This is a genomic window from Ruminiclostridium hungatei, assembly GCF_002051585.1.
GTDB lineage: Bacteria > Bacillota > Clostridia > Acetivibrionales > DSM-1351 > Ruminiclostridium > Ruminiclostridium hungatei.
Map to the genome: position 1 here is coordinate 223,824 of NZ_MZGX01000002.1, position 14,044 is coordinate 237,867.

14 protein-coding genes are annotated in these 14,044 nt (G+C 44.6%); 11 read left to right on the forward strand and 3 right to left on the reverse strand.

Annotated features, from left to right (window positions below):
• Positions 1-10: 10 nt before the first annotated feature.
• Positions 11-1,009, reverse strand: coding sequence for an alpha/beta hydrolase (locus CLHUN_RS02445; RefSeq protein WP_080062972.1), 999 nt, complete (start codon positions 1,007-1,009; stop codon positions 11-13).
• Between the two features lie 140 nt (positions 1,010-1,149).
• On the reverse strand, positions 1,150-2,043 hold the full coding sequence (locus CLHUN_RS02450; protein WP_080062973.1) for a LysR family transcriptional regulator: 894 nt from the start codon (positions 2,041-2,043) through the stop codon (positions 1,150-1,152).
• Between the two features lie 132 nt (positions 2,044-2,175).
• On the opposite strand from CLHUN_RS02450, the gene gap reads away from it, so the two are divergent.
• The 6 genes from gap (at position 2,176) to CLHUN_RS02480 (ending at position 7,781) form a co-directional block, all read left to right on the forward strand.
• The gene (gene gap, locus CLHUN_RS02455) at positions 2,176-3,195 is read left to right on the forward strand and encodes a type I glyceraldehyde-3-phosphate dehydrogenase (RefSeq protein ID WP_080062974.1); all 1,020 of its coding nucleotides are present in this window, start codon (positions 2,176-2,178) and stop codon (positions 3,193-3,195) included.
• A 195-nt stretch (positions 3,196-3,390) separates the two neighbouring features.
• A complete protein-coding gene (locus CLHUN_RS02460) occupies positions 3,391-4,185 on the forward strand; it encodes a polysaccharide deacetylase family protein (protein WP_080062975.1) in 795 nt (264 codons plus the stop codon).
• A gap of 288 nt (positions 4,186-4,473) precedes the next feature.
• Complete coding sequence (locus tag CLHUN_RS02465; RefSeq protein WP_207559128.1) at positions 4,474-5,724, forward strand: endo-1,4-beta-xylanase; 1,251 nt, start codon at positions 4,474-4,476, stop codon at positions 5,722-5,724.
• A 167-nt stretch (positions 5,725-5,891) separates the two neighbouring features.
• A complete protein-coding gene (locus CLHUN_RS02470) occupies positions 5,892-6,536 on the forward strand; it encodes a TetR/AcrR family transcriptional regulator (RefSeq protein ID WP_080062976.1) in 645 nt (214 codons plus the stop codon).
• An 85-nt stretch (positions 6,537-6,621) separates the two neighbouring features.
• Positions 6,622-6,855: a zinc ribbon domain-containing protein gene (locus CLHUN_RS02475; protein WP_080062977.1), complete on the forward strand. Its 234-nt coding sequence runs from the start codon at positions 6,622-6,624 to the stop codon at positions 6,853-6,855.
• 233 nt (positions 6,856-7,088) lie between these two features.
• On the forward strand, positions 7,089-7,781 hold the full coding sequence (locus CLHUN_RS02480; RefSeq protein WP_422785037.1) for a GTP pyrophosphokinase: 693 nt from the start codon (positions 7,089-7,091) through the stop codon (positions 7,779-7,781).
• Between the two features lie 72 nt (positions 7,782-7,853).
• Here the strand turns inward: CLHUN_RS02480 and CLHUN_RS02485 are convergent, their stop codons facing one another.
• Positions 7,854-8,630, reverse strand: a complete 777-nt coding sequence (locus tag CLHUN_RS02485) for a DeoR/GlpR family DNA-binding transcription regulator (protein WP_080062978.1) — start codon at positions 8,628-8,630, stop codon at positions 7,854-7,856.
• Positions 8,631-8,878: 248 nt separating this feature from the next.
• Between CLHUN_RS02485 and CLHUN_RS02490 the strand changes: the two genes are divergently transcribed.
• From CLHUN_RS02490 to CLHUN_RS02510, 5 genes are all read left to right on the forward strand, one after another.
• Positions 8,879-10,369: a rhamnulokinase gene (locus CLHUN_RS02490; protein WP_080062979.1), complete on the forward strand. Its 1,491-nt coding sequence runs from the start codon at positions 8,879-8,881 to the stop codon at positions 10,367-10,369.
• On the forward strand, positions 10,353-11,606 hold the full coding sequence (rhaA, locus tag CLHUN_RS02495; protein WP_080062980.1) for an L-rhamnose isomerase: 1,254 nt from the start codon (positions 10,353-10,355) through the stop codon (positions 11,604-11,606). The genes CLHUN_RS02490 and rhaA overlap by 17 nt, the downstream gene beginning before the upstream one ends.
• Positions 11,607-11,702: 96 nt before the next feature.
• Positions 11,703-12,515, forward strand: a complete 813-nt coding sequence (gene rhaD, locus CLHUN_RS02500; RefSeq protein WP_080062981.1) for a rhamnulose-1-phosphate aldolase — start codon at positions 11,703-11,705, stop codon at positions 12,513-12,515.
• Positions 12,516-12,703: 188 nt separating this feature from the next.
• Positions 12,704-13,069, forward strand: a complete 366-nt coding sequence (locus tag CLHUN_RS02505) for a BlaI/MecI/CopY family transcriptional regulator (protein WP_080062982.1) — start codon at positions 12,704-12,706, stop codon at positions 13,067-13,069.
• Positions 13,070-13,084: 15 nt separating this feature from the next.
• Entirely contained in the window at positions 13,085-14,011 is a 927-nt protein-coding gene (locus tag CLHUN_RS02510) for a M56 family metallopeptidase (protein ID WP_080062983.1), read from the forward strand.
• Positions 14,012-14,044: the final 33 nt, after the last annotated feature.

Sequence of the window (14,044 nt, forward strand, 5' to 3'; positions counted from 1 at the left end):
CCTCAGGCTGTTAATTTACGTATTTTTCTGTAAATTCCCTTATTTTATTCTTATAGCCGGATACATCCGTCTCAAAAGCTGCTCCGTGGCCGGCACCCTGTACGATATATATGTCCTTCGGACAGGTAGAAGCGTCATATAGCTCATAGACCATGCTAGATGGCACGAACATATCGGAATCGCCGTGAATAAAGAGAGTAGGAGTGCTGCTTTTTTTAACCTGCTCCAGGGCGGAGGCTTCTTTAAAGGAGTAGCCTGCTCTTAACCTGGTCAAAAGACTGGTTGTATCCAAGACAGGGAAGGCCGGCAGCTTAAATAACCTGTCTAGCTGGTATTCCAATTCAGCCTGTACAGAAGTATAGGCACAATCTGAAACCACAGCCCTGACAGCAGAGGGAAGCTCTTCGCCGCTGGTCATCAAAACCGCGGCTCCTCCCATTGAAACACCATGCAGCACAATCTGCGCGTCCTGTCCGGTCTGGGAAATAATAAAATCAATCCATTTAAGGAAATCCTTCCGGTCTGTCCAGCCAAAACCGATATAGTTGCCCTCGCTCTTTCCGTGCCCCCTGCTGTCCGGCAGCAGTACATTATAGCCCATATCATAATATATCTTTGCATAGGAGCCCATGTAAGTGCCCTGGGAGGAATAGCCATGAGCCATGATGACAGTTTTGTCGGTTGGCTGTTCCGCGCTCAGGTAATATCCCACCAGCCTGAGACCGTCATCGGAGGTTATGGAAACTTCTTTATAGAGCTGGTTGTTAAACCAGTCAAGCTCGACAGTATCCTCCTGCTTTACGCTGTATAATTTGGCACTTACCGCAACATCCGCAGACGTAGTGCTGATGCTTTCTGCTGTCACTGTGCTTCTCAGGGCACTGTCATTTGCAAGAAAATCCTTTTTGGTTCGCGCCACCGAAAGATTATAGAAATAAAAGCTGGAAGCGATATCTGTAACCAGAATCAATAAAAGTAAAATAATAATAATTTTTGTGACCACTTTCATGACAACCCCCTGATAGAGGGGAATAGGACCCCGTTAATACTATCAATTATACTATGCACAGCCGTCATAAGCAATAAAACAGGGGGTGCCAGTTTATTCCTGCAGGGGTAAGGGAGCAACCTTCCTTTTCATTGCCTTTGCTAGAATTCCGAGGTTTCCAGGTAGTCGAGGTTGCTTATCAATACCTTTGCAGCCGCCGGCAGCGGAACATTTTTCAGCCAGGTGACTCCCATATGCCGGGAAGGTATTTTTTCAGCAGGTTTAATTTCGTACAGATTTCCTTTTTGAAGCTCATCCTGTATAAAGTTTTTTATTACGCAAGCAATACCGAAATCATATTTTGCAAACTGTACCAGCAGGTCGATATTGTCCAGCTCAAAATCCGGTTCAACCGTCAAGGAATGGGAACGGAAGTAATCGTCAATAAAAAGCCTTGAGTTGCTGGTCTTTTCAAGCAAAAGGAGGGGATGCCGCACTATTTTGTGTAAAGGCTGAACCTGCTTGCTCAGGGCGGCATACTTCTCACCTGCCACAAAACAGTCCTGAACTGCAATTATATTTTGAAAATGGAGCTGCTCATCCTCATAGGGCAGATTAATTATTCCGAAATCAATTCTTCCGCTTTTCAGCAGTGCGATTATGCCCGGGGTAGCGGGGCATATGACGTGTACTTTTATATTGGGGTGCAGTGTCTTGAAAAGTTTTAAATACGGGATGAGGTAGTATTTGCAGATGGTATCGCTTACTCCTATTCTGACCTCTCCCGTCAATAGATTATTTACATCTCTGATTTTATTTTCACCGGCCTCAATAAAGTTAAAAGCCTGTTCCACGTATTTGAAAAGGATTTCTCCTTCGGCTGTGAGCTTTACTCCCTTTGAGGTTCGGAAGAAAAGGGTGCATTTCAGCGAAGCCTCCAATTGCCTGATGGACCTGCTGACTGCCGGCTGTGTTATGAAAAGCTGCTCTGAGGCCCTGGATATATTTCCGTATCTGACGGTATAGAAAAATGCCTTATACTGCTCAAGGTTCATAGCTATAACCTACCTTTATATCTGATATGACTAATATGCATTTCATTTATATTATAACAGTTATTATAATTGAATTGTGGAAAACAAACAAGCAGCCGAAAATAATGATTTATGAGAAAGGGGAAAGGGAATATGAGTATAAAGGTTGGTATTAATGGGTTTGGCAGAATAGGCAGAAATACCTTCAAGGTATTGTGTGAAAAGTATAAGGACCGGTTGGAGGTAGTGGCGGTAAATGATCTGACAGATGCTGACACCCTGGCACATCTGCTGAAGTATGATTCTGTTTTTGGAAGGTTTGGCGGAACTGTTGCCGTAGAGGATAATTATCTCCTGGTGGATGGCAAAAAAATAGAGATATTGTCCGAGAGGGACCCGGGAAATATTGACTGGAAATCACGGGGAGTTGAGATAGTCATGGAGTCCACAGGCCTGTTCACCAAAAGGGAAAAGGCGGAGCTCCATATTACGAGGGGCGGTGCCCGGAAGGTGCTGATATCGGCTCCGGCCACAGGTGAGGATATTACAATGGTATTGGGGGTTAATGATGAAAAGTATTTGCCGGAGCTTCACAATATTGTTTCAAATGCTTCCTGCACGACAAATTGCCTGGCTCCGGTTGCAAAGGTGCTCAATGACAGCTTTGGTGTGGTAAAGGGACTTATGACCACGGTTCATTCCTATACCAACGATCAGAATATTCTGGATTTGCCCCATAGTGACATAAGAAGGGCAAGGGCCGCAGGCATGTCCATTATTCCCACAAAATCAGGAGCCGCCAAGGCAATCGGCCTGGTAATTCCCCAACTGGATGGACGACTGAACGGTTTTGCCTATCGGGTTCCAACACCTGATGTATCGGTGGTAGACCTGGTAGTAGAGGTTGAAAAACCTGTTACGAAGGCGGAGGTTAACAGGGCGCTGAGGACAGCAGCAGGAACAGACCGCATGAAAGGAATTCTGGAATACACCGAGGAACCGCTGGTTTCAATAGACTACAAGGGAAATCCGGCCTCTTCCATTGTAGATGCTCCGTCAACCATGGTCATAGAAGGCAATATGGTTAAGGTTGTGGCCTGGTACGACAATGAATGGGGGTTTTCAAACCGATACGCAGATCTGGCTGCCTTTGTTGCAGAAAAAGGACTGTAAACTAAAAACCGGGGCTGCAGACAGACCGGTCAAACCATATTCGTGCTTGACTGCACATGTAATACGGAATTATTATTATGTTATATTTAAATTAACATGGTCGTGCTGGTTTGACATGTGGCAAACCTCCGGCTCACCAGGTTAAAATCCAAAAGTGGCTGATACTCCATAAACAGTATTGAGAAAGGATTTAACATGAGCTATAAGACGTATTACCCCGGTGGAAGAAAAAAAGCTTTGACCTTTAGCTACGATGACGGACAGATATTTGACCGCAGGCTGGTTGAAATATTTAACAAATATAATATGAAAGGCACTTTCCATCTCAATTCCGGCACTCTTGGAAAGGGAGGCTATGTAACAGAGCAGGAAGTAAAGGAACTGTATCAGGGGCATGAGGTTTCCTGCCACAGTGTCACCCACCCGTACTTCAACCAGCTTTCCCAGGGACAGCTCAACCAGGAAATATGGGAAGACAGGCGAGCCCTTGAAAGGCTTGCCGGCTATATAATGCGCGGGATGTCCTATCCCTTCGGCGTATATGACGAAAGAAGCATCAAAACCTTGAAACTGCTGGGAATCCAATACTGCAGAACCGTTAATGCAACTCAGGGCTTTAACCTGCCGGGTGACTTCCTCCAGTGGCATCCGACCTGCCATCACAACGATGATTTGATGAAAAAGCTTGAAAACTTTGAAAATCAGCCTGCCTGGTATAACATGCCTCTGTTCTATATATGGGGACACAGCTACGAGTTTGACAGGCAGAATAACTGGGAGGTTATAGAGAATTTCTGTAAGGCTGCTGCAGGAAACGGTGATGTGTGGTATGCGACCAATATAGAAATCATGGATTATATAAATGCTCTCAGGGGCCTGCTTTTCAACGTGGATCTGACCCAGGTCTGCAACCCCTCGTCCATTCCGGTGTGGTTGGGGCGTGACAACGATATATATGAAATCAAACCTGGTCAGATATTGAATTTTTAAAGCGGTGAAAGCGGGCATATTGAATTAAAAGTTTCAGACAGTTGTTAAAAAGGCGGAAATCCCCAATGAAAAACGGGCTTCTGCCTTTTTGCCGTCTGTGCTATTTTGACGGTCATATTTCCAGGACTGTATATTGTTTTCAAGGGAAAAACGGAGCAATGGTACAGGAAAGTGCATTTATTGTATAGAATAATACATTGTTGCAGAGGAATATACTGTGATAGATTAATACGTATAAAGCAATACACATGATAATATATATACTAATTATTTGCGCAGGAGATTAATATGCATTTGAATAATTTAACCGGAAATATGAACAAACTTAAACACAGGATGGGTACAAGGGAAATAAAACTGTTGAGCACCGGCGGAAACCCTATACAAAACAAGGAAGTAAAGGTTGCACAGACAAAACATAAGTTCCTCTTCGGGTGTTCCGAATTCAGCTCGCTTTCATACAGGAACAATGAGCTGGAAGGTGAGGCCAGGGAAAAGGCAGAAGAGAGGTTTGAAAAGTTTTTCCAATTATTCAACTTTGCTACTCTTCCCTTTTACTGGCATAACTTTGAACGTACAAAGGGCAGCCCCGACACAAAAAGACTAAGGCAGGCAGCCCAGTGGATGACTTCAAAAGGGGTTAAACTAAAGGGGCATCCTCTTTGCTGGCATACCCTTGCAGCGCCCTGGCTTATGGAAATGAACAATGCGGATATCCTCAAGGCCCAACTGGAGCGTATCCACAGAGAGGTCACAGGCTTTAAAGGCTTGATAGATACCTGGGATGTTATTAACGAAGTAGTCATTATGCCCATTTTTGACAAGTATGATAACGGAATAACCCGGATTTGCAAGGAAATGGGAAGGATAAAGCTTGTCCGGGAGGTATTTGAGGCGGCAAAGCAAGCAAATCCGGAGGCCACGCTCCTGATTAACGACTTTAATACGTCCGAATCCTATGACATATTGATAGAAGGGCTGTTGGAGGCGGGCATACCCATAGATGCAATTGGTATCCAGTCCCACATGCACCAGGGATACTGGGGAGTGGAAAAGACCCTGGAGGTGCTGGAAAGATTCTATCGCTTCAAGTTGCCTATTCATTTCACAGAGAATACTATTGTTTCGGGACATATAATGCCTCCTGAAATTGATGACCTCAATGATTACAAGATTGCCCAATGGCCTACCACACCTGAAGGTGAAGCACGACAGGCAGAAGAAACCGTCCTGCACTATACCACGCTTTTTTCCCATCCCAGTGTTGAGTCAATAACCTGGTGGGACTTTGTTGACGGGCTTTGGCTGGGGGCACCCTCAGGTTTTATTACAAGGGATAACAGAGCCAAGCCGGTTTATGATGAAATCCGCAAGCTGATAAAGGGAGATTGGTGGACAGGGGAAGTTACCGCTGTATCGGATGAAACAGGCTCCTTGCATGTCACAGGCTTTATGGGTGACTATGAGCTGGAATATCAGGGTAAAAAGCTGGTTTTTGCCATTGACAGGCAAAATGAACCGCTGACATTTGAGATTTAGTGAAAATTATATTCATAAATCTACTCCGAAAAATAAAAGGGAGTGCTGCTATATGCAGCAGCCCTTTTATTTTTTTAGTGTTGACACATAGTAATACGGTGATATAATGAGTATATACTCAATGAGTAATGACTTAATTAAAAAATGAAGGAAATGGAGATTTACAAATGTCACCTGCCGGGTCAGCTCACGAAAGGACGGAAGCAGATACTAAGCAACAGGCACAGACAAATGAAAACAGAAGGCAAATGCAGAAGCGGCAGACCCGGACCAGGATTATTGAAACTGCTTTGAAGCTTTTTGCCCAAAATGGTTTTGCAAGGACCTCCACACTTGCCGTCGCAAAAGAGTCCGAGGTGTCACACGGAACCATATTCGCACATTTTAAAACACAGGATGAACTGATTATAGCCGTTATCGGAGAGTTCGGTGACAGGATAAATAAGAGGCTTCATGAGCTGGCTGGCGGCAGGAGCAGGTTAAGGGAGGTTCTGAAGTCCCACCTGGATGGTCTGGCAGAGTTTGAGGACTTTTATATAAGACTGGTTACAGAGATAAGGCTGCTGCCGGTTGAAGTGAGAAACACCTTTACCATGATTCAATCAACAGTTTCCTTTCATATAAGCCAGGCTTATGAACGTGAAGAGGGCCATCTCAAAAAGCTTCCGGTACATATGGTGTTTAACGGCTGGATGGGCTTGATTCATTACTACCTGGGGAACAATGATTTGTTTTCTCCCGGACAGTCGGTGCTCGGACGCTATGGTGAGGAATTGGCGGAGTATTATATAAATCTGATTTCCCGGGACTAGCGGTCTGTGGCAATATACGTTTTGATGTCACAGACCACCAGGCTGCCGGAAATCTTAACCGTATTAAAGAAAGGGAGGATGTTTTATGAAAACTTGTATTGCATGCGGTATGCCCATGGAAAATGCATCAGATTATGCCATGGGAGATGTTAAAAAAGATTATTGCAGATTTTGTGCCCGGCCGGATGGTTCAATGCAATCCTATGAAGAAAAACTCAGCAGCTTGACGGATTTCATCATAAAGACCCAGGGGTTGGACCGGCAGGTGGCTGGGAGTACTGCAAAGGCCATGCTGGCAAAGCTTCCGGCCTGGTCCTGAGAAAATTTTCTACGCCGGAAAAATTCATTTGCAGCATACGAATGTTATAAAAATATAAATAAAATTAATAAAAACTTCATACTTATTTAAAATTTCATCGTTATAATGTAAAGAGACATTAGAATTTTATATGGACTAAAGGAAACTATTTTTAAATATATGGTTGTACAAGTTATATAATTGCAGGTGATGTTTTGAAACAAATTATCCGAAAGGGAGACCGGGATATAATGATGAAAAGAACTATGGCAATGACTTCCCTCAACGGCCTGGAGCAGGTGCTGCGTTCTGATGATGTGGAAGGGTTAAAGATGAGTTTTTTTGAGATGCAGCATTTGTATCAATCTGCAACAAGGGAAATAAGTACCAAGCTTGAGATACTTGATGACGAGTTTCAGGTCATCCATAAGAGAAATCCCATACACCATATGCAAAGCAGGATTAAGTCTGTAAAAAGCATATTTGACAAGCTGAACAGAAGAGAGCTGGACATAAGTATTGAATCCGCCAAGGCCAATCTTCACGATATAGCAGGAATCAGAGTGGTTTGCTATTATATCGAGGACATATACATGATAGCAAAAATGCTGACGCAGCAAGATGACATAGAACTGGTGAAGGAAACGGATTATATAAAGAATCCGAAACCAAATGGATACCGCAGCCTGCATCTGGTTGTGAAGGTGCCGGTGTTTTTCTCTGACGGAAAGGAGATTGTGCCCGTAGAAATACAGATAAGGACCATAGCCATGGACTTTTGGGCAAGTCTTGAACACCAGCTCAGGTATAAGACTGTGGATGCCATACCTCCGTCGGTGGCAAAGGAACTGCAGGAATGCGCCGATACCATTGCCGATACCGACATGAGAATGCAAAGGATTTATAAAACCATAGAACAGTTTAATTACAATACCGAGGAGTCATAGCACATGTACAATATGAGCGGACTGCAGGCTTTATAGAAAAAATAGCCTCACTTCATGGCAGGTGAGGTTTTTTTATTTCTTGTCCTGCTGCGGCCAGATTATTTCACAGCCCTGATTTTTGGCGGCCTCCAGATATTCCTGCAAGGGTCTTTTGTCGGTGAGGATGTAGTCCAATTCATTAAAGCCACAGGTTCTGCACATATAGATATTTCCGAACTTGCTGCTGTCACAAAGGAGTATCCGGACTTTTGAGTTTCTTATAAGAGCCTTTTTCAGCCTGGACTGGTCAAAGGATGCGTCGGTGACGCCATTGTTGGGGGTAAGCCCGCTGCAGGAAAAGACAGCAAGTTCTGCATTTAAAGCAGAGAGATAGTCCAGAGTATCGCTTCCCAACAGGGAATTTGACCGGGAATTGACAATACCGCCGGGCATGTGAATCCTGGCCTCGGTTTTTTCAGAAAGCAGCAGTGCGTTTTTTAGGCCGTTTGTGATAACAGTAAGGTATTTGAACTGTGAAAGGTAGGGTATTACCATTCCGGCAGTGCTGCTGGAATCCATAAAAATTACGGAATTGGAACTTATAAAGCTCATGGCCAGCTCGGCGATCAGTTTTTTTTCTTTTATGTTCTCAAGCTCACGTACCGAAATGGCGGATTCCGCATTTGAACTTTCAAACAGTACGGCACCTCCGTGAGAACGCTTTATTAATCCCGACCTCTCCATTTTGGCCAAATCCCGCCTTACTGTGGCGGCACTCACGTAGAGGGCTTTGCTTAACTCGGCCACCTTGGCGCTTTTCCTGGTATTAATTATATTCAGAATTTTATTGTGGCGCTCTTCTTCAAACATTGGAATCTCCTTCTGCCTCTATTGCTGCAGTTTGCTGCTGGCGGCCTTTTGCTGTGTGCATTTGTGATTATATATGCTTGCATAATAACATGAAAATGTGTAAATATCAATATAACGAGCATATATAGACGTAAATGAGCGTGTATAATATAATCTATGGTAGTTGATGCTCAAAGGCATCTTAGCTGAATATTAATGCATACTTCAGGTACAAATATATAATAACTTATAAAAAGGCGGAGAAATGCATGGACAACAAGAGAGTTCTGGCATTCGATTTCGGAGCTTCCAGCGGAAGGGCCATGCTGGGGGAATATGACGGGCACACATTGCGAATGCAGGAAATTCACCGGTTCGGCAATGAACCTGTAACAGTGGGAGGAACGATTTACTGGGATATTCTGAGGCTTTACCATGAGCTGAAGCAAAGTATAACAAAGGCGCTCAGGGCAGGAGGCTTTGATGCTATAGGCATAGATACCTGGGGTGTGGATTTTGCACTGCTGGATAAAAGGGGAAACATGCTGTGCAATCCTGTCCATTACAGGGACTTGAGAACGGAAGGCATTGACAGGGAGGTTTTCCGGCTTATATCCAGGGAAACAGTATATAATTCCACAGGTATACAGCATATGAGGATAAATACTATTTTTCAGTTGGCGTATGTGGCGAAGCACCAACCTGAGCTGATGGAGAATGCAGAAACCTTGTTGCTGATACCGGATCTCCTGGCATATTTCCTCACCGGAAAAAAGTGCAGTGAAGTCACAAATGCCTCAACCACCAGCCTGTTTAATCCTGAGACCTATAGCTGGTGTTTTGACATATGCGAAAAGCTGGGTATAAAGCAGGGGGTTTTACCTGAAATTATTTATCCGGGAGAAATGTACGGAACTCTGTCAAAGGAATTGTGCGAGGAGCTTTCCTGCGGTGAAGTACCCGTCATTGCAGTGCCCACCCATGATACTGCCTCGGCAGTGGTAAGCGCTCCTGCCGTCAACAGGGATTTTGTGTATATAAGCTGCGGAACCTGGTCGCTGCTGGGGATCGAGAGTGACAGGCCCATAGTGGGCAAGGAGTCCATGGAAGCCAACTTTACCAATGAGATAGGCTTTGACAATAAAATACGGTTTCTGAAAAATATAATGGGCTTGTGGCTTATCCAGGAGTCAAGAAGACAGTGGCAGAGAGAAGGGGCAGAGGTGGATTTCAATACGCTGGAAAACGAAGCTCTTGAAGCGGAGCCCTTCCTATGCTTCATAGACCCGGACGCTCCGGATTTTGAAGCGCCGGGTAATCTGCCGGAGAGAATCAGGAAATTCTGTATGAGGACAGGACAGCAGGTACCCCGGACACGAGGGGAGATAATGCGCTGCATATATCAGAGTCTGGCCTTCAAATACAGGTATACGGTTGAAAAGCTTGAGAGGCTCACAGGAAAGCAGTTTAAAAGTATAAATATCATAGGCGGGGGGATCAAGGACACACTTCTGTGCAGGATGACAGCCAATGCCTGCGGAAGGGATGTTCATGCAGGGCCTGTGGAGGCCACCGTAATGGGGAATATTGCAGTTCAGTTTATTGCACTTGGAGAAATAAGGGACTTATCCCAGGCAAGGGAAATAATCAGGAATTCAACAGACATAAAGATTTACAAGCCTGTTCAGCAGGAAGAATGGCAGAAGGCTTATGAGGAATATAAACAAATTCTGGGAGGAAACCATGAACGAAATCAATGAAGCTTATGAACTGGCAAAAAAGGCCTATGGGAGGCTTGGAGTGGATACGGATAAAGTATTGGATGCCTTGAAGGAGGTAAAAATTTCACTTCATTGCTGGCAGGGAGATGATGTTGCCGGGTTTTTATTTAAAGATCAGGCTTTGAGCGGAGGAATCCAGGTTACCGGCAACTATCCCGGTGCGGCACGGAATGTAAAAGAATTGAGGCAGGATATGGAGAAGGCTTTGAGCTTCATACCCGGCAGGCACAAGGTAAACCTGCATGCCATATATGCGGATACCGAAGAAAAGGTTGATCTGGATCAACTGGAGCCAAGGCATTTTGAAGGCTGGGTAGAGTGGGCAAGGCAACAGGGCCTGGGACTTGATTTCAATCCCACCTGCTTTTCTCACACAAAAGCAGACAGCGGTTTTACCATAAGCAGCGGGGACAATGAAATCAGGGATTTCTGGATAAGGCATTGCAGCAAAAGCCGCAGAATTGGTGAATATTTCGGACGGGAGCTGGGGCAGACCTGTGTGACAAACTTCTGGTTCCCTGACGGCTATAAAGATATACCCGTGGACAGGGAAGCTCCGAGACAGCGTATGAAAAGTGCACTGGATCAGGTCTTTTCCGAAAAAATAGATGCAAGATACAATATTGATGCTGTTGAAAGCAAGGTATTCGGTATAGGTACTGAAAGCTATGTGGTAGGTTCAAATGAATTCTGCCTGGGCTATGCCATCCGGAATAACAAGGCGGTGTGCCTGGATGCCGGACACTTTCACCCCACTGAAGTCATATCGGATAAAATTGCCACAGTCCTTATGTTCACAGACCAACTGCTTCTGCATGTGAGCCGTCCTGTAAGATGGGACAGTGATCATGTGGTAATAATGGACGATGAACTCAATCAGATAGCTCAATCACTTGTAAGAAGCAAGCTGCTGGACAGGACCCACATCGGGCTGGATTTCTTTGATGGCAGCATTAACAGAATAGCGGCATGGGTAATAGGAAGCAGGAACATGATTAAGGCTTTGCTGAAGGCAATGCTGGAACCTGCCGGAGAACTTAAAAAGCTGGAACTGGAAGGTGACTACACCAGCAGGCTGGCCATGCTGGAGGAGCTTAAAACCTATCCCTTCGGTGCAGTTTGGGATTACTACTGCAAGGCCATGAATGTACCGGTGAAGGAAGCCTGGCTGGCTGAAGTAAAGAAGTATGAAAAGGATGTGTTATCCGGAAGATAGCATAAATATGTTATGGTTGTGATATTTAACCAATGATAAATTTTATGAAATACAAGTGGCTGGTGTGAAAATAAACTTAAGAAAGCGGGAACAAAAATGAAAGATATATTAACGGCTCCGTTTATTACTGAAATATGCAAATTGACCGACAATCTTTACAGACTTGGCTGGGATGAAAGAAATGGGGGCAATATAAGCTATATAGTACCGGAAACTCAGGTCGCCGACTACCTGGATACAAAAAAGGCCGTGGCAAAAATACCAATGTCCTTTGACGGAACTGCGCTGGCAGGAAAAATATTCGTTGTAACCGGGACAGGAAAGTACTTTAAAAATGTGTCAGGCGCACCTGGAATAAATCTTGGAGTGGTGAGGGTTGCAGAGGATGGCAAGGGCCTTGACCTGCTCTGGGGCTATGAAGACGGAGGCCGGCCCACCAGCGAGCTGCCCGCCCACCTGATGACACATATTGAAAGACTTAAGGCAGATCCGGAACACAGGGTTGTAATACATACCCATCCCACAAATACAATAGCCATGACCTTTGTACATGAGCTTGACGAACGTGCGTTTACCAGAACTCTTTGGCAGATGTGCACCGAATGCCTGGTGGTATTTCCGGATGGGGTGAGTGTACTGCCCTGGATGCTGTGCGGAAATGAGGAAATCGGGAGGGTCACTGCTGAAAAAATGAAGGAGTTCAGAGTGGTTGTCTGGGCTCAGCACGGTATATTCGGTACCGGCCGTGATCTGGATGAGACCTTTGGGCTTATTGAGACTGTGGAGAAGGCGGCGGAGATATTTATCAAGATAATGCACATGCCTGTAAAGCAAACTATTACTGATGAAAATCTCAGGATTCTTGCCAAAGCCTTTGGAATAACTCCAAGGGCAGGATATTTGGATTGAAGAATCACATTATTTAACCGTCCGGGTAAAATATATTGACAAAAACAGACTATGGCAGTAGTTTATTAATATAAGACTACTGCCATAGTCTGTTTTGCCCTTATACCCAGTTTATATGGAAGGGCTTTAAAAATTGGCATAGAGCACATAACACATAACACCAATAAAAATATGGAGGCTGTGGAGAAATGGAACAAATAAAGCTTTTTGACAGCGAAATCAAGATTATGGAGTTATTATGGGACAACGGGCCAACTTCGGCAAAAAACCTGTCTGTTATGGCCCAGGACAGGACTGGCTGGAATAAGAACACCACCTACACCATAATTAAAAAGCTGATTGAGAAAAACGCGGTAAAGAGGGAAGAGCCAAACTTTGTGTGTATACCTCTGATAACCAGGGAGCAGGTGCAACTGGCCGAGACCTCAAATCTTATAAACAAGCTGTACAAAGGTTCCAAGAAATTATTCTTCGCTTCCTTCATCCAGAATGAAAATCTGAGCAAGGAAGAAATAGAGGAACTGCGCAGGATAATTGAGAAAAACGGCAAATAGCCGTAGGAGGTAGACATGCTGGACACTGTCTTTTATTCCGTTGTCAATATGAGTATAACTGCAGGCATAATGGGACTTCTGATATTAATATTCAGAAAGTTGCCCACAATACCAAAAGCGGGTATTTATTATATGTGGGCACTGGTATTAGTCCGTCTGCTGATTCCCTTCTCGGTTTCCAGCAGGCTGAGCCTGCTTAACTTTTCGGGAAACCTGGTTAAAAAGGTTGTAGCCGTGCCCGGAACTACAGGCGGAAACGTAAGTTTAAGCATGTCAAACAGTATCGGAGCTGCCGAGTCGTATTTTCCTGTTACCTATAAGACGGATACCCTTGAAAGAATATTTAAAATAGCCGCAGTACTTTGGATAACCGGTGTGATAAGCTTAATCCTGTTTGGGGTGATAATGCTGCTGCTTTCAAATTTGCGGTTAAGGGCGGTTGAACTTGTCAGGCAGAACATTTATACTGGGGCAGCCGTGGAAAGCCCCATGGTTCATGGTTTTTTCAGACAAAGGATACTGATTCCTGAAACACTTAAGGGAGATAATAGGCTCAATTACATTCTGATGCACGAGCGTGTCCATATAAAAAGGCATGATAATCTGCTGAGGCTCGCGGGACTTCTGGCAGCCTGTGTGCACTGGTTCAATCCCCTGGCCTGGATATTTTTCAAGCTTTTTATCGATGACATGGAGCTCACCTGCGACATAAGGGCGGTAAAAGGACTTTCACCGGGAGAAAGAAAGAACTATGCCCATACGCTTATGACACTGGGTGCCGGACAGAATACCGTCCTGTCGGCTGCCTTCGGCCAGGCCAATGTTAAAAGCAGGATTCTGAATGTAATAAGTTATAAGAGACTTTCCGTGTTTGCGCTGATAATGACTTTGATATTTGTAGCGGCTGCTTCGGTGGTGCTTTTGACCAACCCTGCAAGATAGAATGCTTATATTTTATAGAAAGTGTCAGGTTCT

Excerpts from the sequence above, each read along its gene's own strand:
- CLHUN_RS02445 (WP_080062972.1), bottom strand. The coding sequence starts at position 1,009 with ATGAAAGTGGTCACAAAAATTATTATTATTTTACTTTTATTGATTCTG.
- CLHUN_RS02450 (WP_080062973.1), bottom strand. The coding sequence starts at position 2,043 with ATGAACCTTGAGCAGTATAAGGCATTTTTCTATACCGTCAGATACGGA.
- gap (WP_080062974.1), top strand. The coding sequence starts at position 2,176 with ATGAGTATAAAGGTTGGTATTAATGGGTTTGGCAGAATAGGCAGAAAT.
- CLHUN_RS02460 (WP_080062975.1), top strand. The coding sequence starts at position 3,391 with ATGAGCTATAAGACGTATTACCCCGGTGGAAGAAAAAAAGCTTTGACC.
- CLHUN_RS02465 (WP_207559128.1), top strand. The coding sequence starts at position 4,474 with ATGCATTTGAATAATTTAACCGGAAATATGAACAAACTTAAACACAGG.
- CLHUN_RS02470 (WP_080062976.1), top strand. The coding sequence starts at position 5,892 with ATGTCACCTGCCGGGTCAGCTCACGAAAGGACGGAAGCAGATACTAAG.
- CLHUN_RS02475 (WP_080062977.1), top strand. The coding sequence starts at position 6,622 with ATGAAAACTTGTATTGCATGCGGTATGCCCATGGAAAATGCATCAGAT.
- CLHUN_RS02480 (WP_422785037.1), top strand. The coding sequence starts at position 7,089 with ATGAAAAGAACTATGGCAATGACTTCCCTCAACGGCCTGGAGCAGGTG.
- CLHUN_RS02485 (WP_080062978.1), bottom strand. The coding sequence starts at position 8,630 with ATGTTTGAAGAAGAGCGCCACAATAAAATTCTGAATATAATTAATACC.
- CLHUN_RS02490 (WP_080062979.1), top strand. The coding sequence starts at position 8,879 with ATGGACAACAAGAGAGTTCTGGCATTCGATTTCGGAGCTTCCAGCGGA.
- rhaA (WP_080062980.1), top strand. The coding sequence starts at position 10,353 with ATGAACGAAATCAATGAAGCTTATGAACTGGCAAAAAAGGCCTATGGG.
- rhaD (WP_080062981.1), top strand. The coding sequence starts at position 11,703 with ATGAAAGATATATTAACGGCTCCGTTTATTACTGAAATATGCAAATTG.
- CLHUN_RS02505 (WP_080062982.1), top strand. The coding sequence starts at position 12,704 with ATGGAACAAATAAAGCTTTTTGACAGCGAAATCAAGATTATGGAGTTA.
- CLHUN_RS02510 (WP_080062983.1), top strand. The coding sequence starts at position 13,085 with ATGCTGGACACTGTCTTTTATTCCGTTGTCAATATGAGTATAACTGCA.